Here is a 23,136-nt window from a genome sequence, read left to right on the forward strand (position 1 = left end):
TAGCGGCTGATGCATGAAACGGCGATCCGACAATTCCGGGATTGCCACAGTGAACCGATTTCTTGCGAGCACGCTCTTGTCCGCCACCGTCCTTGCCGCCACAACCGGATCCGCCCTCGCAGACGATGGCGGCTGGACGTTTGACGGTCCTTTTCCCGCCTGGTCCGGCCGGGACAGCACCGACAGTTTTGCCTTCCGCGGCCGTGTCTATATCGATGCCGCCGACATCGAATATGACAGCGCCGGGACGGAAACGGCCTATTCCGGCCGCGAATTCCGCACGGCCCGCCTGGGCGTGACCGGCTCGGTATCCGGTGTGGGTTATGTCGCCGAGTTCGACTTCGCAGGCGGCAAGATCGCGGCGAACGATGTTTATCTCGGCTTCGATCTGGGCCGCGCCGATCTCAGGGTCGGCCATATGAAGACGCCGAACGCGCTCGAAGAGCAGACCTCCTCGCGTTACATCACCTTCATGGAACGCGGCACCGGCACTGACTTGTTCGGCCTCGACCGGCGCGTCGGTGCGGTCCTGTCGCACGGCGGCGAGCGCCATTCGCTCAGCGCCGGTGTGTTCGGCGGCCGCCCCGGCGATCTGAGCGAGACGGCGGAACTGGACGACACGTCGGCCCTCGCAGCACGAGCAACCTGGGCTCCGGCGGTCGGCGAGGCGCTGACGGTTCATCTCGGCGTTTCGGTGCGCCATCTCGACTATGGTAGTGCGGGTGTGCGCCTGGGCGTGCGGCCGCAGGCACACATCCCGGCTCGCGTGGTGGCTGCCGACTACCGCGCCGGCGCGGCTCTCGGCGAGGCGGACAGCTCTGCCTTCCTCGGCGTGGAGGCCGCATTGGTGCGCGGCTCTGTGCATGCGCAGGCCGAATGGATGCGGCTGGAGCTGGACGGCCCGGCCGGCAATCCGGACTTCACCAGCGGCTATGCCAGTCTGGGCTGGTTCGCCACGGGCGAGACCCGCAGCTATTCAGGCTCATCGGGCAAGTTCGGCCGCACCCGGCCGGAACGCACCGTGACGGAAGGCGGTACCGGTGCGATCGAGCTCGCGGTGCGCTACGACCGGTCCGACCTGGAGAGCGGCGGCGCGGGTGTGCTGACCAACTGGACGGCGGGCGTGAACTGGTATCTCGAGGACCATGTGCGCATTATGGCCAACTATATCGCCGGTACGCTGAACGTGGCGGGCGGCGCGGACATCGACGTTTCCGGACCCCAGCTGCGGCTGCAGTGGGACTTCTGAAGACTCAACAGGAACTCAACGGCAAGGATCCAACACTCATGAAGATCAAGACCCAGTTCGCTGCCGCGGCTGCCATTCTGGCCCTGGCGGGTGCTGCCGAAGCACAGCAGCGCGATCAGATTCGCATCGTCGGTTCCTCGACGGTGTTTCCCTTTTCCACGGCGGCCGCCGAGTCCTTCGGGGCCAAGACGCAATTCTCCACTCCCGTGGTCGAATCGACCGGATCCGGCGGCGGTCTCCGCCTGTTCTGCGCCGGCGTGGGGACCGAGCACCCCGACATCGCCAACGCGTCGCGCCGCATGAAGGCGTCGGAGTACGAGCTTTGCCAGAGCAATGGCGTGCGCGAGATCACCGAAGTGCGGATCGGGTTTGACGGCATCGTGGTGGGCTCGGCAAACCGGGCCGCGGAGGATCTGAATCTCACCCTGACCCAGCTCTGGCTGGCGCTCGCCGCCGAAGTGCCGGCCGACGAGACGTGCAGCGAATTCGTGCCCAATCCGAACGAGCGCTGGTCCGATATCGACCCGTCCTTGCCGCGCCAGCGCATCGAGGTCTTCGGCCCGCCGCCGACCTCGGGCACGCGCGATGCCTTCGTCGAGCTGGGCATGCAGGCCGGCGCGGCGGGAATCGACTGCATGGCCGCCTTGCACGAAGCCGATGCCGACCGGTTCGAGAATATCGCCAGCCGCATCCGCGAGGACGGCCGCTGGATCGATGCCGGCGAGAACGACAATGCGATCGTGCAGACCCTGGTCAATACGCCGGAAGCCTTCGGCGTGTTCGGCTATTCCTTCCTCGACCAGAATTACGACCGTCTCAGCGGTGTCTCCATTGACGGCGTGGCGCCGGAATTCGACGCTATCTCGGATGGCAGCTATCCGGTATCGCGCTCGCTCTTCTTCTATGTGAAGAACCAGCACGCGGCGATCGTTCCGGGCCTGGCCGAGTATGTCGACGAGTTCACCTCGGAAGAGGCGTGGGGGGAGTTCGGCTATCTGACCGACCGGGGCCTGATTCCGCTGGCGGAAGATACCCGGCGTGAAATCCGCGAGCGCGCGCTCGCGCTGACCGCGATGGACAGGGCGCCGGAATAGGCGACCGGGACACGCTGGAAAAGAAACGGCGCCGGACTGTTCCGGCGCCGTTTTTTCCTGGGCTCAGTACAGCGATTTCTGCCGCCGCAGACGCCGCCAGAACCGCCGCCGCTCCGGTTTGGGGTGCGGGGTGAGGTTCTCCACGAAATCGATGGCGCACTGTCTCCAGGAGTGTTTTTCGGCATGGGCGCGCGGGGCGGCACGGTCGATTTCCAGACAGTCGAGGCAGGCCTGGCGCAAATCCTCATTGATGAAACCGCCGCCGGAACCGGGGATGATGTCCTTGGGGCCGTGCGCCGGGAAGGCCGCCACGGGCGTACCGCAGGCCATGGCTTCCAGGTTCACCAGGCCGAAGGTGTCGGTCCATGAGGGGAAGACGAAGACATCGGCATCGGCGAAATAGCGAGCCAGCTCCTCGCCGAATTTGGGGCCCGGGAAGACGGCATCGGGGAATTTGGTCTTGAGTTCCTCGCGCTGCGGACCGTCGCCGACGATGACCTTGGTGCCGGGCAGGTCGAGCTTGAGGAAGGTCTCGATATTCTTTTCCACCGCGATGCGGCCAACATTGACCCAGATCGGACGTTCCAGTCCGGCATAGACATCGTCCCCGCCCATCAGGCGCTTGTCCGGGTTGAACAGTTCGATATCCACGCCGCGCGCCCAGGCGGTGAGATTCTTGAAGCCGCGCGCCGCCAGGTCGTCACGCATGGACGGTGTGGTCACCATGATGCGGCCGGAGGCATTGTGGAACCAGCGCATGAAGCCGTAGCCCGCCGACAGCGGGATCACCGGAAAGCGCGCATTCACGTATTCCGGAAACTTGGTGTGGTAGCTGGTGGTGAAGGGCAGGCGCCATTTCACGCAGATGCGCCGCGCCGCCAGGCCCAGCGGTCCCTCGGTGGCGATATGGATGGCTTCCGGTTCGAAAGCCTTGAAGCGTTCGGCAATATCGCGCCGGGCACCCAGGGCCAGCTGGATTTCCGGATAGGTCGGCAAGGGCATCGTCTTGTAGCCCAGGCCGGGATGGATGACCTCGACCTGGTGCCCCATGTCGCGGCATTCCGCGACGGTGCGCGAGAGCGTGCGCACGACGCCGTTCATCTGGGGCTCCCAGGCATCGGTGACCAGCATGATGCGCTGCGGGCGCTCGTCGGCGTCGTCGGTCGTCTTCAGCAGGGTGTCGCTGGACATGTCGTCCTGCTCGAGGGCTTCGGTATCTTGGTTCATCTCGATCCGTATCGTGATCTGCCGCCGGGGTTGCGTTTAGCCGACCCTTACCGGTCTGTCAGCCCGCCAGCATACTGGCGAAATCCCTGGCTTGAAGGCCGGAAAGCGGTTAAGCGCCGCGCAGCTGCGTTGCGGACAGGATCCGGGCACCGGCAGGGCCTGCCGGTGCGGACGGAATTTCAGGCAAATTATTGTGTGTTTCCGGCCTCCCGTCATCGTTGCTTGCAATATTTGGGCGAAGTTATAGGGGCTGCGGTGTTTGACGGTTACGTCATATGTTATCGTGAACACTGTTAAACGGAAGACTTGACTTGCCCTGAGTAAAAGTCGGGACCATTGTCCCTCGCGTTCATTTGCTGAAGTGGGAGTTTCAGTCATGAATGTCCAGGCTCGAGAAATCATTCGCTGGGACGATCTGGATTCGGTGAAATTCGCCGACGAAACCGCCATGGTGAAACGCCTGGCGGATGATACGGGGCTGGACGAAAGCGCCCGCAAGCGTGTCCAGGATGCCGCGATCGAACTGGTCAGGACGGCCCGGTCGACGACGCGGGCGCGCGGCCTGATGGACAGTTTCCTGCAGGAATTCGGTCTGTCCAACAGGGAAGGCCTGGCACTGATGTGTCTGGCCGAGGCGCTGCTGCGCATTCCCGATGCGCCGACGGCCGACCGGCTGATCGCCGAGAAAATTTCCGGCGGGGCCTGGGCCGAGCATATGGGCCGCTCCGAGAGCTGGCTCGTCAACGCCTCCACGCTGGGCCTGATGCTGACCGGAAACCTGATCGATGTGGATCCGGAAGCCCGCGAAAATCCGGGCGCCTACTGGCGCCGGATGACGCAGAAACTGGGCGAGCCGGTGATCCGTGCTGCCACCATGCGGGCGATGGGCATCATGGGCGAGAATTTCGTTCTCGGCCGCAAGATCTCCGAAGCCATCAAGCGGGCGAAGAAGGGCGAGGGCGCCCTGTGCTCCTTCGACATGCTGGGCGAGGGCGCACGCACGGCTGCCGATGCCGAGCGCTACCATCGCCGTTATCTCGACGCCATCGATGCGGTGGGCAAGGTGCGCGGCGACGGGCCCGTCGAACTGGAGCACGGCGTCTCGGTCAAGCTCTCCGCCCTGCACCCGAAATATCTCGCCGTGAAGGAAGATCGGGTGATGGCCGAACTCTATCCCAGGGTTCTCGAACAGGCGAAAAAGGCGAAGGGCTATGATATCGGCTTCTGCCTCGATGCCGAGGAGGCCGACCGTCTGGTCGTGTCGCTGAAAATCCTCGACAGGCTGGCCCGTGAGCCCGAGCTGGAAGGCTGGCAGGGGCTGGGCCTGGCGGTGCAGGCCTATCAGAAGCGCGCGCGGCCCGCGATCGAACGTCTGGTCGATCTGGGCCGGCAGACGGGGCACCGTTTCCTCGTACGGCTGGTGAAGGGCGCCTACTGGGATACCGAGATCAAGTTTTCCCACCAGATGGGCTGGGAGGATTTCCCGGTCTGGACTACCAAGCCGGCGACCGATCTCAACTATCTCGTCTGCGCCCGCATCATGCTCGGCGCGCCGGACGCGATCTATTCCCAGTTCGCCACCCACAATGCCCATTCCCTGTGCGCTGTCCGGGAAATGGCGCAACAGGCCGGCGTGGAGCATTTCGAGTTCCAGCGCCTGCACGGCATGGGCGAGGCGCTCTACGCGGCGGCGGCCAAGGTTCACGGCCCGCATCCGGTGCGCGTGTATGCACCCGTGGGCAGCCACGAGGATCTTCTGCCCTATCTGGTCCGGCGCCTGCTGGAGAACGGGGCGAACACGTCCTTTGTTCACTCCTTCCTCGATCCGGACGTGCCGGTGGAGGATGTCGCGCGCGGCCCGTTCCGCGATGCCGGCACGATCGACCGCCACGCCCAGATCGCCAAGCCGGGCGACCTTTATGGCGAGGAACGGTCGAATTCGAGAGGACTCGACCTGGCCCAGGCTTCGGTGCGGACCGGGCTGAAGGCAGAGTTCGAGGCGTTCGAGACGTCCGAGCCGATCACGGCAGCCCCGCTGGTCAATGGCAAGCTGATGGACGGTGCTGCGCACCAGATCATGTCGCCGGTCGATGCGGCGGAATATGTCGGCACGGCGGTCGATGCCTCGGTCGAGGACGTGAATGCCGCCTTCGAGATCGCCCTGGCGGCCCAGCCGGCCTGGGATGCCCGCGGCGGCCGCGAACGCGGTGCGGTGCTGCGGGCCATGGCCGACGCGCTGGAAGCGGACATGGAGCGGCTCATCGTGCTGATGGCGCGCGAGGCCGGCAAGACGCTGAATGACGGTATCGCCGAAGTGCGCGAAGCCGTGGATTTCTGCCGCTACTACGCCGCCCAGGCCGAGCGCGAATTCGATTCGGATGTGCGCCTGCCCGGACCCGCCGGCGAGACCAATCATCTCGGCCTGAAGGGCCGCGGCGTCTTCGTGTGCATCAGCCCGTGGAACTTCCCGCTGGCGATCTTCACCGGCCAGGTTGCCGCCGCCCTGGCGGCGGGCAATGCGGTGATCGCCAAGCCGGCGGAACAGACCCCGCTGATCGCCTTCGAAGCCGTGCGTCTGTTCCAGAAGGCGGGGCTGCCGCCTTCCGTGCTCCACTTCCTGCCGGGTACGGGCGAGATCATCGGCGCGGCGCTGACCAACGATCCGCGCACCGCCGGCGTGGCCTTTACCGGCTCCACGGAAGTGGCCCGGGCGATCAACCGCTCGCTGGCCGCCCGGGAGACCGCGATCGGCACGCTGATCGCCGAGACCGGCGGGCTGAACGGCATGTTTGTCGACACATCCGCCCTGCGCGAGCAGGTGGTCGACGATGCCATGATGTCGGCCTTCGGCTCGGCCGGCCAGCGCTGTTCGGCCCTGCGCATCATCTTCCTGCCCGAGGATACGGCCGACGAGATGATCGAATCCCTTGCCGGGGCCATGGACGAGCTGCAGGTGGGCGATCCGGCCGATCCGGCAACCGATGTCGGTCCGGTAATCGACAACGAGGCGCGCGAGCTCCTGCTGCGCCACATGGAGCGCATGGAAGCCGGCGCAAATGTGATCAAGCAGATCGATGTCGGTGAACTGGCGGATCAGGGCTTCTTCTTCGGGCCGGCGCTCGTGGAATTGCCCACACTCGACATGATGGACCGGGAAGTCTTCGGGCCGATACTTCATGTTGTGCGCTACAATCGCCGTGACGTGTCCTCGATCGCGCGCCAGCTGGCCGCGAAAGGATATGGCCTCACCCTGGGCATTCACTCCCGTCTTGCATCTTTCCACAGGCAAATTCAGTCCATCGTTCCGGCAGGCAATATCTATGTGAACCGGAACATGGTCGGCGCGGTTGTCGGGGTTCAGCCTTTCGGCGGCGAAGGCCTGTCAGGCACGGGGCCCAAGGCCGGCGGACCGCACTATCTGCACCGGTTCGCGGGAGAAAGAACGGTGACAATCAACATCGCCGCCCAGGGCGGGGACCCGGAATTGCTGAACCTGTCCTGATCCCCTGTCTTGGCGGTATTCAACCCCGTTGCGGCCCCGTCTCACCCGGTTTAACGAAGGGTGACGGGGCCGCTTCGCGATTCAGGCTTTGTTAACCAAAAAATCCGCTCAAAGACCATTCTGGGCGTTGACCCGCTCTTCACCTTAATCCACTATATGTTGGGTCGGCTGGAGACGGCGACACATTATACAGAGTTTCTTTTGACCTTTGGGTTGGTTCGGTGCGCGGGTGCAAATCCCGCGCAGCAGGGAAGTTTTGCCTCGGGCTTGGGGAGTAGATGCCATCATGACGCCACTGGATTCGGCTACCAATCGCCAGATGGACACCGAGATTGCCGGCACGCGCCCGTTGCGCCGCGGCAAGCCCAAATCGGCCAAGGGGGCGCATCTGCGCGTCGTGGAGAGCGTCAAGATCGACCGGTCGCGCGATGCGCTGCTGACCGACTTCGGCAAGAAGACGCTGGAAGACCGCTATCTGCTGCCCGGCGAGAGCTATCAGGACATGTTCGCGCGCGTGGCGACCGCCTATGCCGACGATGGCGAGCATGCCCAGCGCCTATATGACTACATCTCGCGGCTCTGGTTCATGCCGGCCACGCCGGTCCTGTCCAATGGCGGTGCCGATCGCGGCCTGCCGATTTCCTGTTTCCTGAACTCGGTCGGCGATTCGCTGGACGAGATCGTCGGTACCTGGACCGAGAATGTCTGGCTCGCCTCCAATGGCGGCGGTATCGGTACCTATTGGGGCAATGTCCGGTCGATCGGGGAGAAGATCGGCGCCAACGGTCAGACCTCGGGCATCATTCCCTTCATCCGCGTGATGGATTCGCTGACACTGGCCATCTCCCAGGGCTCGCTGCGCCGGGGGTCCGCCGCCGTCTATCTCGACGTCCACCATCCGGAAATCGAGGAATTCCTGGAGATCCGCAAACCCTCGGGCGACTTCAACCGCAAGTCCCTGAACCTGCACCACGGTCTCAACGTCACCGACGCCTTCATGAATGCCGTCGCCGAGGACGAGGAATTCGAACTGAAGTCGCCGAAGACGGGCGAGGTGGTGAAGACGGTCAATGCGCGCAAGCTGTGGCAGAAGATCATCGAGCTGCGCCTGCAGACCGGCGAGCCCTACATCATCTTCTCCGACACGGTGAACAACGCCCTGCCGGCCCACCAGCGCAAGCTGGGCCTGAAGGTGCGCCAGTCCAATCTGTGCGCCGAGATCATGCTGCCTACCGGTTTCGACAACCAGGGCAAGGAACGCACCGCGGTGTGCTGCCTGTCCTCGCTCAATGCCGCCAAATACATGGAGTGGAAGGACGATCCCGATTTCATCGAGGATATTTTCCGCTTCCTGGACAATGTGCTGCAGGACTTCATCGATCGCGCCCCGCCGGAAATGGATCGCGCCGTCTATTCGGCCCTGCGCGAACGGTCTGTGGGTCTGGGCCTGATGGGTTTCCACACCTTCCTGCAGCAGATGAACGCGCCCTTCGAAAGCGCCATGGCGAAGTCGTGGAACATGAAGCTGTTCAAGCATATCCGCACGGCCGCCGACGCCGCCTCGGTGAAGCTGGCCGAAGAGCGCGGGCCCTGTCCGGATGCCGAGGCGTTCGGCGTCAAGGCGCGCTTCTCGCACAAGCTGGCAATCGCGCCGACAGCCTCGATCTCGATCATCTGCGGCGGTGTCTCCGCGGGCATCGAGCCGATTCCGGCCAATGTCTACACGCACAAGACCCTGTCCGGTTCAACCACGGTGAAGAATCCGAATCTGGAAGCGGCGCTGGAGGAAAAGGGACTGAACACGCCGGCCGTGTGGTCGTCCATTCTGGAGCATGAAGGCTCGGTCCAGCATCTCAAGGAACTGGACGAGCACGAGAAGGCGCTGTTCCGCACCGCCTTCGAGATCGACCAGCGCTGGGTGATCGAGCATGCCGCCGACCGCACGCCGTTTGTCTGCCAGTCCCAGTCGCTGAATATTTTCCTGCCCGGCGACATCAACAAGTGGGACCTGCACATGCTGCACTGGACGGCCTGGGAGAAGGGCGTGAAATCGCTCTACTACTGCCGTTCCAAATCGGTCCAGCGCGCCGCCTATGCCGGTTCGGAGACAAAGTCCGAAGCCGAAAAGGCGATGGAGAGCGCCGCACCCACGGATTACGAGGAATGCCTGGCCTGCCAGTAGGCCGGCAGGTCATAGCCGGTTGATCGAGGGGGAGAGACCGGCCCTTGAAAGGGAGCACCCGTGAGGTGTTCCCTTTTTTGGTTGCGAAATGTGACCACATCCTCGTGGACCCGATATGCGACCCGGGTTAACCTTTTTCGCGTGGGGGATGAATCGGCATGCATTGCGCGTGCGGGTTTGCTTAAAAAGCGTCCAGGGGAGACGCGTTATGAGACTGGGACGGACTGCCGAATTGCTGACGGCCGGGGCGATCGCGCTCGGGGGGGCGGCCTACGTGCTGACAACCCCCGGCGATGCTGCGTCGGAATGGGCGTCCTCCCGCGAGATGATCCAGGGCCAGTTCCACAATGAGGGCGAAGTGCGGCCGCTGTCGCCCTCGGCGGCCCGGGTGGCCCTGTCTGCGCTGGCGATGAATGACGACCCGTTCGGCGGCGCGCCGCTCTCGGCGATGACGTCCGGCCAGGGCCAGCGCATCGATCTCGGCCAGGCCGGCATGCTGGAAGTCGCCGTGATCGACAATGATACCCGCGACCCCGCCTATCATCTGTTTTCCCCCCGCGCCAACGGGTATTCGCCGGTGGTGATCGATCGCGGCACGCGCGAGGCCACGGTGGCCGTGAACTACCAGCGCCCCTTCCGCACCCATGTCGAGGGCGAGGCGCTGGATGTGACCTTCACGCCGCGCGCGGCGGTCTCCGTGGGTCCGGACGGATCGGCTGCGGGCGCAGGTGCGGAGGTGCGCATCGGCCAGCATGTCGGAAGCGAGGAAGACGAACGTCCGCGCTGGTACGTCTTTGCCGGCGCCGACCGGCGTGCGCTGATGTACGATCCGCAAAAGGGCGTCGATTTCGCCAATGCCATGCGTCTCGCCCAGCGCGAGGTCGTCGGGGATGCCCAGGCCGGGATCGCCATGCGCGTGGGCAATGCCGACCTGTCGCTGGCCTATGTGCGCCGCGAATACAAGCATGTCGCCGGTGTCACAAGTTTCGACGAGACCGAGGAATTCGGCGCCGTATCGGTGAACTGGACCTGGTAGGCCGGGCCGGCGCGGCGCGTCATGAGCGGTTCTGACCGGTCCACTTTCGCTCGCGAATCGCGCACTCTCCACAGCTGAATTCCGTCGAAGGCGCATCAAGCTGTAGACGTTTTGTTAGCGATGGACACAATATCTTGTGTTCGATGCCCGATTCAGTGCCAGCAGGAGAGCCAGACCATGACCATCATCGCCGAGAAAGCGCCCAACCTGCTGAGCCCCAGCCTCACCTACAAGCCGTTCCGCTATCCCTGGGCCTATGACTTCTGGCAGCGCCAGCAGCAGGTGCACTGGATGCCGGAAGAAGTGCCGCTGGGCGAGGACTGCAAGGACTGGGCGACCAAGCTGACGGACAAGGAGCGCAATCTGCTCACGCAGATCTTCCGCTTCTTCACCCAGTCGGATGTCGAGGTCGGCGCGAACTACATGGAAAACTACATGCCGCTCTTCAAACCGGTTGAAGTGCGCATGATGCTCGCCGCCTTCTCCAACATGGAGACGATCCACATCGCCGCCTACGCGCTGCTGCTGGAAACCATCGGCATGCCGGACACCGAATTCTCCGCCTTCATGGAATATCAGGAGATGGCGGCCAAGCACGACTATCTCGGCCAGTTCGGCTGCGAGACCGAGAAGGACATTCTCACCTCGATGGCCGTGTTCGGCGGTTTTACCGAAGGGCTCCAGCTCTTCGCCTCCTTCGCGATGCTGATGAATTTCCCGCGCTTCAACAAGATGAAGGGGATGGGCCAGATCGTGTCCTGGTCGGTGCGCGACGAGAGCCTGCACTGCGAGGGCATGATGAAGCTCTTCCACACCTTTGCCGGCGAGACCGGCGCGCTGACCAGGGGTGTGAAGGACGATATCGCCGATTGCTGCCAGACCGTGGTGAAGCTGGAAGACAAGTTCATCGAGCTCGCCTTCGAGGCCGGCGAGGTGGAAGGCATGACGCCGGACGATATCAAGCAGTATATCCGCTATATCGCCGACTGGCGCATGAAGCAGCTCAAGCTGGATCCGATCTACGGTGTCAAGGAACACCCCATTCCCTGGCTCACGGAAATCCTCAACGGCGTCGAACACGCCAACTTCTTCGAGGCCCGCGCCACCGAATACTCCAAGGGCGCCACCAAGGGCGCCTGGCACGGCGATGACGGCGTGTGGGAGATGTTCGACAAGATGAAGAAGAAGGAAGACGGCGCGCTCGTGGGGTAGGGGCGTTCGTCATCCTTCCCCTTGACGGGGAAGGTGTCCGGCGTAGCCGGACGGAAGGGGTGAATCCCGGTGGTGGCAAGATCGCAAGAAGTCCCGCCCCCACCCGCTCCACCGCTGCTTCGCAGCGGTCCTTCGTCACGTCGAAAAGTCCCCCGGACGGTTCTTGGGCTCCTCGGCGCCCGTCAAGGGCGAGGATAGGCGCTACCCCAGCCGGTCCAGGATCGGGCAGTCGGGACGGTCGTCGCCGCGGCAGGCCTCGACCAGATGCGCCAGTTCGTCGTGCAGGGCCGCCAGCTGGCGCTGCTTGTCCTCGATCTCGGCGAGATGTGTTGCGGCAATGGCACGGACATCGGCGCTGGAGCGGCTGCGGTCTTCATAGAGGCTGAGCAGTTCCCGGCACTCCTCGATGGAAAAGCCGAAATCGCGGGCGCGGCGCACAAAGGCCAGCTTGCGTATGGCGGCCTCGTCATAGCGGCGATAACCGGCCGGCGACCGGTCCGGCGCCCTGACCAGGCCGATATCGGCATAATAGCGCACGGTTTTCACCGGCAGTCCGGCCGCCTTCGCGGCATCGCCGATATTCATCGCAGTGCCTCCTTGACCTTCCAGTAACTGGAAACACTAGCTTGCGGGCCGGTGAAGACAAGCAGGAGCCGACAGCATGACCGCCGCATCCCTCACTCAACCGCAATTCTGGCAGTCCGGCGCCACATGGCACCGGGCCGCGAAAAACACGCTGTGGTGCCTGGCCGGGTGCTCCATCGGCGATTTCGGCACGATTTTCTTCTTCCAGGTCAGCGGCATCGCCTGGCCGGTCCTGGCGATCATGAGCCTGGCCATCGTCAACGGGCTGATGACCTCCATCGCGCTGGAGACCGTGATCCTCTCGCGCCAGATGGCGCTGGCCACGGCCTTCAGGACGGCCATCGGCATGTCCTTCATCTCCATGATTGCCATGGAGGCGGTGATGAACGGTGTCGATGTCTGGCTGACCGGCGGCGCCAAACTGACCTGGTGGGTGATCCCGATCATGCTGGCGGCCGGTTTCCTGGCGCCGCTGCCCTACAATTACTGGCGCCTGGCGGCGCTGGGCAAGAGTTGTCACTAGCCGCTAGAGCGGCTCCGCCGCCAGGCCGTGTCCGCCGACGGGCGCGGTCTCGGCGATGCGGTCCATGCCGGCGATCAGCGGCCGGCCGCGGGCGATGGCCTGCTGTACGGCGGGCAGCTCCAGCGAGGCCCGGTGCAGCTCGGCGCTGTCCCAGACCTCGGTGATCCAGATCGCATTGGCGTCAGCGGGATCGCGCGCGACCACATAGGAATGACAGCCCGGCATGTCGGCCATGCCCTCCAGCAGAATCTCGATCAGCGCATCGCGCTGGCCGTCGACCGCCGTGAATTTCCCGATCAGCCCGTACATGTGCGTGTCCCCTGCTTGTGTCGGCTCACGCTAGCAAGGTGAAGGGGCGCAGTCCAAACTCCTTCTCCCCGGGGGAGAAGGTGCCCGACGGGCGGATGAGGGGGAAACCCGGTCTCGCCCGGCAGGACACGGCCGGTGTCTTCCCCCTCTCCCTCGATCCCTCTCCCCGGGGAGAGGGGGGATGTTGTGCCGCCAGACCGGCGTGCGTGCCCCTAGACCACCGCCTCCCCCGCCGGTTCGCGCATGTTGTACGAGCTCGCCATGACCCGGCCATAGGCGCCGCCATTGGCGATCAGGATCACATCGCCCTCCTGCGTTTCCGGCATCAGGCGCTGGGCGCCCAGGCGGTCGGCGGTCTCGCAGATCGGGCCGACGATGTCGGCGATGTATGACGCCTCGTCGTCGAGCCTCGTGAGGTTCACGATGTCGTGGCGGGCACCGTAGAGCGCCGGACGGATGAGCGAGTTCATACCGGTATTCAGGCCGACGAAGCGGGCGTCCGGCGTCTGCTTGAGCTGGGTCACCCGCGCCAGCAGCACGCCGGCCTCGGCGGAAATATAGCGGCCGGGCTCGATCCAGAGTTTGTATTGCGGATGGGCGGTCTTGAGTTCGCCAAGCACCGCGTCCAGGGCGTCCATGTCGATGCGGCGCACGCCCGACGCCTCGTCGACCGAGAGTCCGCCGCCGAGATCGAGGATCTCCACGTCCGGCATCGACCGGGCCGTCTCGGCCAGGAATGTGCCGACCCGGCGCCAGTGATCGGGATCGGAAATGCCCGAACCGGAATGCACGTGCAGCCCGTTGATGACAGCTCCGGCCCCGGCGGCCAGCGCCTTCGCCTCCTCCAGCTCGTCGGCATGCAGACCGAACTTGGCCTCCGGACCGGCGGTGCGGACATGCTTGTGATGGCCTTCGGGGCGCTGGGGATTGATGCGCAGCGTGATCTTGCGGCCGGAGAAGAGGTCCGGCCAGGCGCGCAGCGGGTGCAGCCCGTCGAGCGTGACGTGGATGCCCAGTTCCAGCGCTTCGGCATATTCTGTCTTCGGCGCAAAATTCGGCGTGAACAGGATGCGGCCGGGATCGAGATCCGGCACCGCCTTCATCGCAGCGCGCACCTCGAAGATGGAGACGCATTCCACACCCAGCCCGGCCCGGACCGCGGTGCGGATCATGTCGGGATGACCATTGGCCTTCATCGCATACCAGCCGCGATCGAGATGTTTCAGGCCGGCCACGGCTTCGGCCCGCGTGCGTACCGTGTCGAGATCGTAGACATAGAGCGCACCGTCGGCGGGGCAGAGGTCCAGCAGCGCCTGGCGCTTGTCGCGCCACCAGCTGCCGGTTCCGGCCGGCGCTGCCTCGGTGAGATTTTCGCCGATCTCGCGCCAGGACGGGCCGAAGGTCTTGTCCCGCGGCCTGGGCTGGATCAGCCCGTCATGCAGGCGCCGGCACAGCGGCTTGCCCTGGTCGCCATCGACCACGACGGTGAGATTGAGATCATTGGCGGCCTGCGAGACCAGGCGCACGGGATAGTGCGCAAAGGCCTCCATCGCAGGGCCCAGCTGGGCCAGGAGGGCGCGCACGCCGCGCCCCACCATGGAAACGGCGGCACAATCCTCGATCAGCGTGACTGTGGCGATGCGTGCCAGATCGTCTTCCAGGGCGCCGATCACATCCGGCGTCAGGCCCGGATCGTCGTCCAGCGAAACGGTGACCGAGGTTTCCGATGTGGACACCAGATCGATCGAGACGCCATGGCGTGCGAAGGGTTCGAAGGCTTCCGCCAGAAAGCCGGAGGCGCGCCACATGCCACCGGTTTCCAGCGTGATCAGGCGCACGCCGTGCTTCACCGAGACCGCTTTCAGCCGCGGCGTGTCCTCGGACGGTGTGGTGGAGATCGTCGTGCCCGCCATGTCCGGCCGGTGGGTGCACAACACCTTCATTTCGATGCCGAAACGCCGCACGGGCGCGATCGCGCGCGGATGCAGGACGCCGGCCCCCATCGAGGCGAGTTCCTGGGCCTCTTCATAGGCGAGGGAGCGGATCTGGCGCGCGGCGCCCGTCAGGCGCGGGTCGGCGGAGAAGAAGCCGGGCACATCGGTCCAGATCTCGATCCGCGCGGCGCCCAGCTTGGCGGCAAAATAGCTCGCCGATGTATCCGATCCGCCACGGCCCAGAAGGGCGGTGTCGCCATCCTCGCGGCGGGCGATGAAGCCCTGGGTGACGATGACGTCCGGACCGTCCTGCAGCGCCGCCAGGAGCGCGTCGTCGCGGTCGTGGCGGCAATCGCAGGCAAGATAGCCGCGCGCGCCGGGAGCGGGCAGGGCTGTCAGGTGCTCGCGCGCATCCAGCCAGGCCGACATCACACCATCCTTCGCCAACCAGGCCTGACCCAGCGTCGTGGCCATCAGCTCGCCCTGGGCCATGATCCGCGCCTTCAGGCGCGGTGAGGCGTCGCCCGTCAGCGCCAGGCCGGCGCGCAGGCGGGTGAGTTCGTCGAAATAGGGTGCGAGCAGCGTGTCGCCGTCGACACCCAGTTCCCCGGCCAGTTCGAGATGCCGGTCCTTGATCGCCGCCAGCTCGGCCTCGCCGTCACCGGCGACGGCCCGGGTGACGAGCGTATCCAGGAGGTCGGAAATCTTTGCCACGGCGGAATGCACGACAAAGGCCCGTTTGCCCTCGGCTTTCACTTCCGCAATGCGTTTGGAGATCACGCGCCAGTCGGCCAGCGATTTGACGCTGGTGCCGCCGAATTTCAGGACGACCCAATTCTGCGCATGTTCCATGTCCAACTCCACGTCTTCAGCCTTGTGGCGGGCAACGGGCGTGCTTACAGGCTCGATGCCTTCAGGCCAATGCCATCTTGCGTTTTTGGACCGATTTCCGCAGTGCAGGCCTGTCATGCGGAGTTTCGGCTTTTATCCGGCCGCGAAATGGGGCATGAGACCGGCGATGACAGTCTTTACGGTTGCGAACAGCCCCGAAGAAGCGGTGGAGCAGCTCGATGCGCTCTATCAGGCTTCCGTCGAACGTCTCCAGACAGCCCTGAAATCCTTCCTCGCCGGGGGCAAGCCGCCGTCGGAAAAAGATCGGAAATCCGGGGCCTTCGTCTATCCCGAATTGCGCGTGACCTATCTGCCCGACGGCCCGCCGCCGCCGGTGAGTCGCGCCTTCGGGAAATTCACCGATACCGGCGTCTATGCGTCCACGATCACGCATCCGCACCTCTACAGGGCCTATCTGATCGAACAGCTGACCCTGCTGGCCGACCAGTACGAGATCACCATCGAGACCGGGCCGTCCCAGACCGAGATCCCCTTCTCCTACGTGCTCGACGGGGCGGACGATCTGGACATGAATGCGGCCAGCCCGGCCGAACTCGTCCGCCACTTCCCCTATGCGGATCTCAGCCGCATCGATGACGAACTGCCCAACGGTCTGAAACCGTCGGTGCCGGGCGAGGTGAAACCCCTGTCGCTGTTCGAGGCGCCGCGGGTGGATTATTCGCTGCAGCGGCTGCGCCACTACACCGGCACGCCCTATGAAGACACCCAGCAGTTTATCCTCTTCACCAATTATCACCGCTATGTCGACGCCTTCACGGCCTGGGCGATCCGCCAGCTGAAGGAAGACAATCACTACGAGGCCTTTTCGGCGGCGGGCCATGTCCGTGTCGATGCGTCGACGCCGAATGCTCACGCGGTTGTCGAGGGGGCGCCCTGGCGGCGCTTCCAGATGCCGGCCTATCACCTCATCGCACCGGGCGGGCGGGGCAACACCCTGGTGAATATCGGCGTGGGCCCGTCGAACGCAAAGACGATCACAGACCATCTCGCCGTGCTGCGTCCGCAATGCTGGCTGATGATCGGCCATTGCGGCGGCCTCAGGCATTCCCAGCGGCTGGGCGATTATGTTCTGGCACACGCCTATCTGCGCTATGACGCGGTGCTGGACGAGGATCTGCCGCTGGAAGTGCCGGTCCCGCCGATCGCGGAAATCCAGATCGCCCTGGAAAATGCCGTTGCCTCGGTGTCCGGCGATACCGGCGAAGCCCTCAAGGCGCGCCTGCGCACCGGCACGGTGGCGACCTATGCGGACCGGAACTGGGAACTGCGCTATGCGGCCCAGGCGCGCCGTATCAACCAGTCGCGCGCCATCGCGGTGGACATGGAATCGGCGACCATTGCCGCCAACGGCCTGCGCCTGCGGGTGCCCTACGGCACGCTGCTGTGCGTTTCGGACAAGCCCCTGCATGGCGAGCTGAAACTGCCCGGCGCCGCCAATCTCTTCTATCAGCGCTCGGTGTCCGAACACCTGGCCGCGGGGATCGAGACCATCGAAATCCTCAAGCGCGACGAGGCCACAGCCCTGCATTCGCGCAAACTGAGAAGTTTCGACGAGCCGCCGTTCAGATAGGCGGGGCTTCCGGGTGTCACGGTCCGCGTTTTCTGCCTATTCTGGCGCTTCAAGAACGCGGATCGGACAATGGCAACAAACTCTTCCCTGAAATCCTGGCTCGCCCGCGCCGTCATCGAGGGCGCGCTGATCGTGTTCGCGGTGGTGCTGGGTTTCGTCGTCAACGAATGGCGCGAGGACGTGTCCGACCGGCGCGCCGCCGAGGCCGCCATGAACCGGGTCGTCGCCGAGATCGAGACCAATATCGCCCAGCTGGAAGCCGTGGTGGACTACCATGAAGCCGTGGTCGAACGGATCGACGAACGCCTGGCCGAGATCGAGGCGGCGGGCGAACCGGTGCGCGGCATCCCCTTTGACGAATATCCCGAACTTCTGCCGCGCGGTGTGAATGCGCCGGGCCTGTCCGATTTCGCCTGGGCGCACGCCCAGGAGCACGGACGGCTGGATGTGCTGCCCTACGATCTCGTCGCGGCAACCGCCCGCACCTACGGCATGCAGGCCAGCGGCGTCGAGGCGACCTGGCGGCAGATCGTCGAACTCCTGTTTGCCGGCCCGCAGGTCATGCGCGAACAGGATGTCGAGGCCAGCCTGCGCTTTACGCAGATCGGTTTCACCGAACTGGCCTCCCAGGAACGCTTCCTGATCGACCAGTACCGGCGTGTACTGGAGGCCTTGCGGGCCAGCGGGCTGGGCCGGGAGGAGGCATCGCAATAGCGCGGCCGCCCGGACCGTCATGATCGCCTCTTGCCGCGGCGCGGCCGATTGCGTACGTCCGGGGCATGACTCGCATCACACCGCTCGACGGCGTTCACAATTTCCGCCACTTCCACGGCTATGACGCGGCCGATGGCCGGACGGTGCGTGCCGGGCTCTACCGCTCCGGCCATCTCAGCCGTGCCAGCGACAAGGACCGCGATCTCATGCGTGAGCTCGGTATCCGGGTCGTGGCCGATTTGCGCAAGCCGCCCGAACGCGAGGCCGAACCGTCGGTCTGGCCGGAGAATGTGCGGGTCATCGCGTCCGATCTGGGCGATACCGGCGAGCCGCCGCACCTGGCCTTCCTGCGCAAGGGGATCCATACCGCCGAGGCGGTGCGCGACTACATGCTTTCGGCCTATCGCCGCATTCCCATGGAAGAGGGCAACAAACAGGTCTATCGCGAGGGCTACAGGGCGCTCGCCTCCGGCGAGGCCGACAGCGGTTTTCTGGTGCATTGCGCCGCGGGCAAGGACCGGACAGGCATTTTCTGCGCCCTCATTCTCGACGAGCTGGGTGTCGATCGCGACACGGTCGTGGAGGATTATCTCCTGACAAATTCCGCCGTCGATTTCGACAGCATCATTCCGCGCATCCAGGAACGGTCGCGTGAGCAGTACGGCCAGGCCATGCCGGCCGAAATGATGCAGGTCTTTCTCGGCGTCGACGGCGATTATCTGCACCAGGCCTTCGAGACGATCGGCGGTGTACAGCACTATGTCCGGGAACATCTGGGTATCGGCGAAGACGAGCGGGCCGCGCTTCGCGCGCGTTGGCTGACGTCCTGACGGTCCGAAAGGCAATTGGCCGGTCATGAACGGCTACGCACTCAGCCTGCCCTGGCGCGACCCGCTCGCCGCCTTTGCCCCGCTGGCCGGTGAGCCGCATGCGCTGCTGCTGCATGACGGGCGCAATGAGCGGGCCCGGATCTTCGCCGCGCCCGATGCCGTGTTCCAGGGCGAGGGGCGGGATGCGTTCGAAGCGCTGGCCGTGTCTGCGCGGACACGCGGCGGCATGCATGCCGGTCTTCTGGGATACGATCTGGCGGCCGCCTTCGAACGCCTGCCGCATCTGGATACCCGCTGGCCGCCCCTGGCCATGGGCCGCTATGCGTGCTGGGCCGAGTTCGACCGGGCTGCGGGCCGGCTGGTCGTGCATGCACCGGACCGGGCCGGGGCCGAGGCCTTCGCGGCCGGGCTCGGCGAGGGCATGCCCGATGCGCCGGCTGTGCCGTCCTGTACGGCCCGCTGGATGCCGCGCTGGACGCCGGAGATGTATCTGGCGGCGGCCCGCAAGGCGCGAAACTATGTTCATGCCGGGGACGTGTTCCAGGTCAACCTGTCCCAGGGGTTCGACGTTGAACTGGCGGCCGGCGACGGGCCCTGGCCCGTCTTCCGCCGCCTGTGCGAACACTCGCCGGCCCCGCATGCCGCCTATTTCTGTCTGGGCGGCGACCGCGTGGTGGTGACCAATTCGCCGGAACGCTTCCTCCGGGTCCGCAACCGCAGGGTCGAGGCGCGGCCGATCAAGGGAACGCGCCGCCGGGCGGCCGATCCGTGCGAGGATGCCGCGCTCGCCGCCGAACTGGCGGCCAGCGCCAAGGACCGGGCGGAAAACCTCATGATCGTCGACCTGATGCGCAACGACCTGTCGCGCGTGTGCGCGCCCGGCAGTGTCGTCGTGCCCCGGCTGTGCGAGGTCGAAACTTATGCCAATGTGCATCATCTCGTGTCGGTGGTTGAGGGCGCATTGGCGCCGGAGCGCGACGTCTATGACCTTCTGGCCGCCAGTTTTCCGCCGGGCTCGATCACCGGTGCGCCGAAGGTGAGGGCGATGGAGATCATTTCCGAACTCGAAGCCGAACCGCGCGGACCCTATTGCGGGGCCCTCGGCTGGATCGATGGAGACGGGGCGATGGACCTCAATGTCATGATCCGCACCGCGGCCCTGCGCCGGACGGGGACGGGATGGCGCGCCAGCCTGCGATCGGGCGGCGGCATCGTTGCCGACAGCGATCCCCAGGCGGAATACGAGGAGACCCTGACCAAGGTCTCGGCCCTGCGCCGGGCGCTGGGGGCTTCGGCATGAGCGGGCCGGTCGTCTGGCATGACGGGGCGTGGATTGCGGCGGGCGAGGCCTTCTGGCCGGCCGCCGACCGGGGCGCGCTTCTGGGCGATGGCGTGTTCGAAACGCTGTTCTGGCGCAAGGGAGCCGTCGACCGGCTCGAGCGGCACATGGACCGTCTGGAAAATGCCTGTGCGGCCTTCGGTCTGACCTGTCCGGTCACGCGTGACCAGCTTGGCGATCTGGCCGCCGAACTGTGCGAGCGCAACGGACTGACCCTTGCCGCGCTGCGCCTGACGGTTACGGCCGGGATCGGCCCGCGCGGTCTCGATCGCGATCCCGAGGCACAGCCCTCGGTCCTGCTCACGGCCATGCGGCGAACGTCGCCGCCGTCCTCGATCGCCCTTGCGACCAGCCGGATACGCCGCTCTCCGACCAGCCCTGCCGCCGCGTACAAGACGCTGGGCTATACCGACAATCTGGCAGCCCGGCGCGAGGCGCGGCAGGCGGGGGCAGGCATGGCGCTGCTGCTGGATACCGGGGGTTATCTCTCCGGCGCCGACTGCGCAAACCTGTTCTGGATGCGCTCGGGCACGCTCTTCACGCCGGGTATGGAATGCGCGGTCCTGCCCGGGACGGTTCGTGCCGCGATCCTCGACCGGCTGCCTGTGGAAACCGGCGCATTCGGGCGTGAGGCCCTGGTCGGTGCGGAATGCGTTTTCGTGACCAATGCGCTGATGGGCGCGGTGCCGGTCTCGGCCCTGGACGGCCGGGCCGTGGCGACCGGATCGGGTATTCCCGGATCGATCGCGGAGATTCTGGACTAGGTTCCGCCGCCTATTCGCGCGAAACCACGATGGAGCGGCGCGGGCGCAGATAGAAGACTTCGCTGATATCGAAATGGCTGACGCCGAGCTCGTTGAACATGGTCTCGTAGCGGTATTCCACCTCGACCATGATGATCGACCGGTTCGGCTGAAGGACGCCATTGGGCACATTCACCGATCCGCCCTCGGCATAGGGACCCATGCCCACGGCATCGCTCCACTGGACCTCGACCTCGTCATCATTGTTCATCATCACGCTGGAAATACGTATCTGCAGCGGCTCGGCGTTGAACGGGGCGACAATAACGGCGCCGGCATTGAGGATGTCGGCAATCTCGTCGTCGGTGATCACATCGTCCTGGGCAACGAGGTCGGCCAGTGCGCTCGACGCACTGGTGATCTTGCGGTCGATCGACAGGGCCAGGCTGACCTCGACCGCGCCGAGATAGAGCAGGATCATGAAGGGCGCGATCAGCGCGAATTCCACGGCGGACACGCCGTGTGTCTCGCGTCCGAAACGGCGCAGGCGGCTGAAAAGGGCGCTAATCATCGAAGGGCTCGTTTCTGAAGACCGTGGCGGCGGTGATCAGGCGCTGATTGCCTTCCATGTTCGAGAGTGCACCGCCGAAATTGGGCGTCATCAGCGACCAGCGGTAGAAGACGCGCACCAGCACGATGTCGCCGGCATCGCCCGGATCCCAGCCGAAACCGGAATCGTCCATCGAACCGTCTTGCTGGACCGGGCTGGACTGGTCGACATCGTCGAAATCCTCGAACACCTGGACATCGATGGCGAGGCGGTCGCAATTGCCGATCACGGCGATGCGGTCGCAGACTTCCTGGCGGAACTGGCCCTGCGACATGCCGTCGGTCTGGGCCTGTCCGGTGCGGATCTGGCGGGCGGCCTCCAGGACGGCATTTTCCAGCACGGTGCCGGTGAAGAACACCGCGGCAATCTCGATCATCGCAAACAGCAGGAAGAAGAAGGGCGCGCCGATCATGGCGAACTCGACCGCCGTGGCGCCGGACCGGTCGCGGCCGAAGTGGCGCCGGCCTGGCGCTTCGCCTGTATTGCCGATACTGCCGGACAAACGGATCATGCCGTTCCCCTCCACCCGAATTGGTTCAAAGCGCCAGGGTGTGTTCCCTGGTTCTGTCGCTTTCGCTATTGCGGCATTGCGGCGCTGTCGTCGCCCGCCATGGCCTGGTCGGCGACCGACAGCCGGTCGCGCTGCTGGTCGCTGAGCGCGTCGGTACGCGTCACGTCGTCGCCGGTGCGCGGAACGTCGTCGCAGACATCTCCGCACGAGAGAGTGAAACGGTTGGGGCCGCGGAACAGCGCGACCTGGCCGTGGACCGGGTTGGAGACGACAATGTCGCGCGAATAGATGACGCGGCCGACCCGGTCGACGGCAATGACATTGGTGCGGCCCTGCAGCCGGCCGGTCACCACCAGTGTGCGGCCGTCATGGACCAGCGCGTCGGCGATGGACGGATTGCCGACGACCACGGCGGAAGCCTCGCCAGGCAGGCGGATCACCTGGGCATGCTCGACGGGCACGTCGAGATCGTGTGCGGCGGCCGGCGCCATGCAGGCGAGAACCAGGGTGAACGCGGCGGCTATCCGATTGAACATGGGAACACTCCGTCCCGTCGGTGAAAACATGCCGACACTCTCGCGCGCGCGTCTGAATCTTTTCTAAACGGCGGCTCATTTATTTGTTCCGCTATTTGTTTTTCAGTTTGCGATCATCGTTATTTGAAAATTAACTATAGCGCGGGTTCGTGTGCGTATAGACTTTGTTAAGGACGTCTTTTTACTCAACCGAAATTGTTCTCGTGTTTAGTAGGCATCATTCAGGAGGGGTCGGGACGGATCGGCTCCTGATGGTGAGGTACCTACACGGGAGTAAAACAATGAAACTCGTTTCTCGCTTTTTCAAAGACGAATCCGGCGCCACCGCGATCGAATACGGCCTGATTGCCGCTCTGATCGCCGTTGTCATCATCGGTGCCGTGACCGCCCTCGGTACGGGCGTCAGCGACAACTTCAACACGGTTGCCGGCGCGCTCTAAGCGTTCCACAAACCGCGTAATTCACGGCAGGGCCGCTCCAACCGGGGCGGCCCTTGTCGTATGCATTGGCTTGCCAAC

At 64.9% G+C, this 23,136-nt stretch carries 20 protein-coding genes; 13 read left to right on the forward strand and 7 right to left on the reverse strand.

Translation table 11 applies throughout. From position 1 onward, the window contains the following. Positions 1-49: 49 nt before the first annotated feature. Together Q1U94_RS10645 and Q1U94_RS10650 are read left to right on the forward strand one after the other, a co-directional pair. Positions 50-1,249 carry a porin gene (locus Q1U94_RS10645; RefSeq protein WP_300544314.1) on the forward strand — a complete coding sequence of 400 codons (1,200 nt, stop codon included), beginning with the start codon at positions 50-52 and terminating at the stop codon, positions 1,247-1,249. Between the two features lie 38 nt (positions 1,250-1,287). Then, a complete protein-coding gene (locus Q1U94_RS10650) occupies positions 1,288-2,343 on the forward strand; it encodes a substrate-binding domain-containing protein (RefSeq protein ID WP_300544317.1) in 1,056 nt (351 codons plus the stop codon). A gap of 63 nt (positions 2,344-2,406) precedes the next feature. Here Q1U94_RS10650 and Q1U94_RS10655 read toward each other — a convergent pair whose 3' ends face one another. After that, positions 2,407-3,534: a glycosyltransferase family 1 protein gene (locus Q1U94_RS10655; RefSeq protein WP_366917283.1), complete on the reverse strand. Its 1,128-nt coding sequence runs from the start codon at positions 3,532-3,534 to the stop codon at positions 2,407-2,409. Positions 3,535-3,946: 412 nt separating this feature from the next. On the opposite strand from Q1U94_RS10655, the gene putA reads away from it, so the two are divergent. From putA to Q1U94_RS10675, 4 genes are all read left to right on the forward strand, one after another. Further along, complete coding sequence (putA, locus tag Q1U94_RS10660) at positions 3,947-7,072, forward strand: bifunctional proline dehydrogenase/L-glutamate gamma-semialdehyde dehydrogenase PutA (RefSeq protein WP_300544321.1); 3,126 nt, start codon at positions 3,947-3,949, stop codon at positions 7,070-7,072. A 319-nt stretch (positions 7,073-7,391) separates the two neighbouring features. After that, positions 7,392-9,254, forward strand: a complete 1,863-nt coding sequence (locus tag Q1U94_RS10665; RefSeq protein ID WP_366917284.1) for a ribonucleoside-diphosphate reductase subunit alpha — start codon at positions 7,392-7,394, stop codon at positions 9,252-9,254. Positions 9,255-9,462: 208 nt separating this feature from the next. Further along, the gene (locus tag Q1U94_RS10670; protein WP_300544325.1) at positions 9,463-10,290 is read left to right on the forward strand and encodes a lipid A-modifier LpxR family protein; all 828 of its coding nucleotides are present in this window, start codon (positions 9,463-9,465) and stop codon (positions 10,288-10,290) included. A gap of 177 nt (positions 10,291-10,467) precedes the next feature. After that, a complete protein-coding gene (locus tag Q1U94_RS10675) occupies positions 10,468-11,502 on the forward strand; it encodes a ribonucleotide-diphosphate reductase subunit beta (RefSeq protein WP_300544327.1) in 1,035 nt (344 codons plus the stop codon). Between the two features lie 201 nt (positions 11,503-11,703). On the opposite strand, the gene cueR is transcribed toward Q1U94_RS10675, so the two are convergent. Next, on the reverse strand, positions 11,704-12,087 hold the full coding sequence (cueR, locus tag Q1U94_RS10680; RefSeq protein ID WP_300544328.1) for a Cu(I)-responsive transcriptional regulator: 384 nt from the start codon (positions 12,085-12,087) through the stop codon (positions 11,704-11,706). A gap of 76 nt (positions 12,088-12,163) precedes the next feature. Between cueR and Q1U94_RS10685 the strand changes: the two genes are divergently transcribed. Then, a complete protein-coding gene (locus Q1U94_RS10685; protein ID WP_300544329.1) occupies positions 12,164-12,610 on the forward strand; it encodes a DUF4396 domain-containing protein in 447 nt (148 codons plus the stop codon). Between the two features lie 3 nt (positions 12,611-12,613). Here the strand turns inward: Q1U94_RS10685 and Q1U94_RS10690 are convergent, their stop codons facing one another. Both Q1U94_RS10690 and Q1U94_RS10695 read right to left on the reverse strand, forming a co-directional pair. Continuing rightward, positions 12,614-12,919, reverse strand: coding sequence for a putative quinol monooxygenase (locus Q1U94_RS10690; RefSeq protein ID WP_300544332.1), 306 nt, complete (start codon positions 12,917-12,919; stop codon positions 12,614-12,616). Positions 12,920-13,131: 212 nt separating this feature from the next. Then, the gene (locus Q1U94_RS10695; protein WP_300544334.1) at positions 13,132-15,705 is read right to left on the reverse strand and encodes a bifunctional aspartate kinase/diaminopimelate decarboxylase; all 2,574 of its coding nucleotides are present in this window, start codon (positions 15,703-15,705) and stop codon (positions 13,132-13,134) included. A gap of 166 nt (positions 15,706-15,871) precedes the next feature. On the opposite strand from Q1U94_RS10695, the gene Q1U94_RS10700 reads away from it, so the two are divergent. From Q1U94_RS10700 to Q1U94_RS10720, 5 genes are all read left to right on the forward strand, one after another. Next, positions 15,872-17,335 carry an AMP nucleosidase gene (locus Q1U94_RS10700; RefSeq protein ID WP_300544336.1) on the forward strand — a complete coding sequence of 488 codons (1,464 nt, stop codon included), beginning with the start codon at positions 15,872-15,874 and terminating at the stop codon, positions 17,333-17,335. Between the two features lie 69 nt (positions 17,336-17,404). Beyond that, a complete protein-coding gene (locus Q1U94_RS10705; protein ID WP_300544338.1) occupies positions 17,405-18,049 on the forward strand; it encodes a hypothetical protein in 645 nt (214 codons plus the stop codon). A 65-nt stretch (positions 18,050-18,114) separates the two neighbouring features. Beyond that, on the forward strand, positions 18,115-18,879 hold the full coding sequence (locus tag Q1U94_RS10710) for a tyrosine-protein phosphatase (RefSeq protein WP_300544340.1): 765 nt from the start codon (positions 18,115-18,117) through the stop codon (positions 18,877-18,879). Positions 18,880-18,904: 25 nt separating this feature from the next. Further along, positions 18,905-20,179: an aminodeoxychorismate synthase component I gene (gene pabB / locus Q1U94_RS10715; RefSeq protein WP_300544341.1), complete on the forward strand. Its 1,275-nt coding sequence runs from the start codon at positions 18,905-18,907 to the stop codon at positions 20,177-20,179. Next, entirely contained in the window at positions 20,176-20,982 is an 807-nt protein-coding gene (locus Q1U94_RS10720; protein WP_300544342.1) for an aminotransferase class IV, read from the forward strand. The genes pabB and Q1U94_RS10720 overlap by 4 nt, the downstream gene beginning before the upstream one ends. Before the next feature lie 10 nt (positions 20,983-20,992). Here Q1U94_RS10720 and Q1U94_RS10725 read toward each other — a convergent pair whose 3' ends face one another. The 3 genes from Q1U94_RS10725 to Q1U94_RS10735 form a co-directional block, all read right to left on the reverse strand. Beyond that, complete coding sequence (locus Q1U94_RS10725; RefSeq protein WP_300544343.1) at positions 20,993-21,532, reverse strand: TadE/TadG family type IV pilus assembly protein; 540 nt, start codon at positions 21,530-21,532, stop codon at positions 20,993-20,995. Further along, a complete protein-coding gene (locus Q1U94_RS10730) occupies positions 21,525-22,082 on the reverse strand; it encodes a TadE/TadG family type IV pilus assembly protein (protein WP_300544344.1) in 558 nt (185 codons plus the stop codon). Before Q1U94_RS10730 ends, Q1U94_RS10725 begins: the two co-directional genes overlap by 8 nt. Before the next feature lie 65 nt (positions 22,083-22,147). Further along, on the reverse strand, positions 22,148-22,618 hold the full coding sequence (locus tag Q1U94_RS10735; RefSeq protein ID WP_300544345.1) for a pilus assembly protein N-terminal domain-containing protein: 471 nt from the start codon (positions 22,616-22,618) through the stop codon (positions 22,148-22,150). Positions 22,619-22,899: 281 nt separating this feature from the next. On the opposite strand from Q1U94_RS10735, the gene Q1U94_RS10740 reads away from it, so the two are divergent. Continuing rightward, the gene (locus Q1U94_RS10740) at positions 22,900-23,058 is read left to right on the forward strand and encodes a Flp family type IVb pilin (RefSeq protein WP_300544348.1); all 159 of its coding nucleotides are present in this window, start codon (positions 22,900-22,902) and stop codon (positions 23,056-23,058) included. Positions 23,059-23,136 lie beyond the last annotated feature (78 nt).

It is taken from the genome of Maricaulis sp. (assembly GCF_030149515.1).
In the GTDB taxonomy this organism is placed as follows: Bacteria; Pseudomonadota; Alphaproteobacteria; order Caulobacterales; family Maricaulaceae; genus Maricaulis.

What these genes read in the sequence shown, in the direction of transcription:
- Q1U94_RS10735 (WP_300544345.1), bottom strand. Translation starts at nt 22,618, where the DNA reads ATGTTCAATCGGATAGCCGCCGCGTTCACCCTGGTTCTCGCCTGCATG.
- Q1U94_RS10685 (WP_300544329.1), top strand. Translation starts at nt 12,164, where the DNA reads ATGACCGCCGCATCCCTCACTCAACCGCAATTCTGGCAGTCCGGCGCC.
- Q1U94_RS10710 (WP_300544340.1), top strand. Translation starts at nt 18,115, where the DNA reads ATGACTCGCATCACACCGCTCGACGGCGTTCACAATTTCCGCCACTTC.
- Q1U94_RS10730 (WP_300544344.1), bottom strand. Translation starts at nt 22,082, where the DNA reads ATGATCCGTTTGTCCGGCAGTATCGGCAATACAGGCGAAGCGCCAGGC.
- putA (WP_300544321.1), top strand. Translation starts at nt 3,947, where the DNA reads ATGAATGTCCAGGCTCGAGAAATCATTCGCTGGGACGATCTGGATTCG.
- Q1U94_RS10740 (WP_300544348.1), top strand. Translation starts at nt 22,900, where the DNA reads ATGAAACTCGTTTCTCGCTTTTTCAAAGACGAATCCGGCGCCACCGCG.
- Q1U94_RS10705 (WP_300544338.1), top strand. Translation starts at nt 17,405, where the DNA reads ATGGCAACAAACTCTTCCCTGAAATCCTGGCTCGCCCGCGCCGTCATC.
- Q1U94_RS10690 (WP_300544332.1), bottom strand. Translation starts at nt 12,919, where the DNA reads ATGTACGGGCTGATCGGGAAATTCACGGCGGTCGACGGCCAGCGCGAT.
- Q1U94_RS10725 (WP_300544343.1), bottom strand. Translation starts at nt 21,532, where the DNA reads ATGATTAGCGCCCTTTTCAGCCGCCTGCGCCGTTTCGGACGCGAGACA.
- pabB (WP_300544341.1), top strand. Translation starts at nt 18,905, where the DNA reads ATGAACGGCTACGCACTCAGCCTGCCCTGGCGCGACCCGCTCGCCGCC.
- Q1U94_RS10700 (WP_300544336.1), top strand. Translation starts at nt 15,872, where the DNA reads ATGACAGTCTTTACGGTTGCGAACAGCCCCGAAGAAGCGGTGGAGCAG.
- cueR (WP_300544328.1), bottom strand. Translation starts at nt 12,087, where the DNA reads ATGAATATCGGCGATGCCGCGAAGGCGGCCGGACTGCCGGTGAAAACC.
- Q1U94_RS10670 (WP_300544325.1), top strand. Translation starts at nt 9,463, where the DNA reads ATGAGACTGGGACGGACTGCCGAATTGCTGACGGCCGGGGCGATCGCG.
- Q1U94_RS10655 (WP_366917283.1), bottom strand. Translation starts at nt 3,534, where the DNA reads ATGTCCAGCGACACCCTGCTGAAGACGACCGACGACGCCGACGAGCGC.
- Q1U94_RS10650 (WP_300544317.1), top strand. Translation starts at nt 1,288, where the DNA reads ATGAAGATCAAGACCCAGTTCGCTGCCGCGGCTGCCATTCTGGCCCTG.
- Q1U94_RS10720 (WP_300544342.1), top strand. Translation starts at nt 20,176, where the DNA reads ATGAGCGGGCCGGTCGTCTGGCATGACGGGGCGTGGATTGCGGCGGGC.
- Q1U94_RS10695 (WP_300544334.1), bottom strand. Translation starts at nt 15,705, where the DNA reads ATGGAACATGCGCAGAATTGGGTCGTCCTGAAATTCGGCGGCACCAGC.
- Q1U94_RS10665 (WP_366917284.1), top strand. Translation starts at nt 7,392, where the DNA reads ATGGACACCGAGATTGCCGGCACGCGCCCGTTGCGCCGCGGCAAGCCC.
- Q1U94_RS10675 (WP_300544327.1), top strand. Translation starts at nt 10,468, where the DNA reads ATGACCATCATCGCCGAGAAAGCGCCCAACCTGCTGAGCCCCAGCCTC.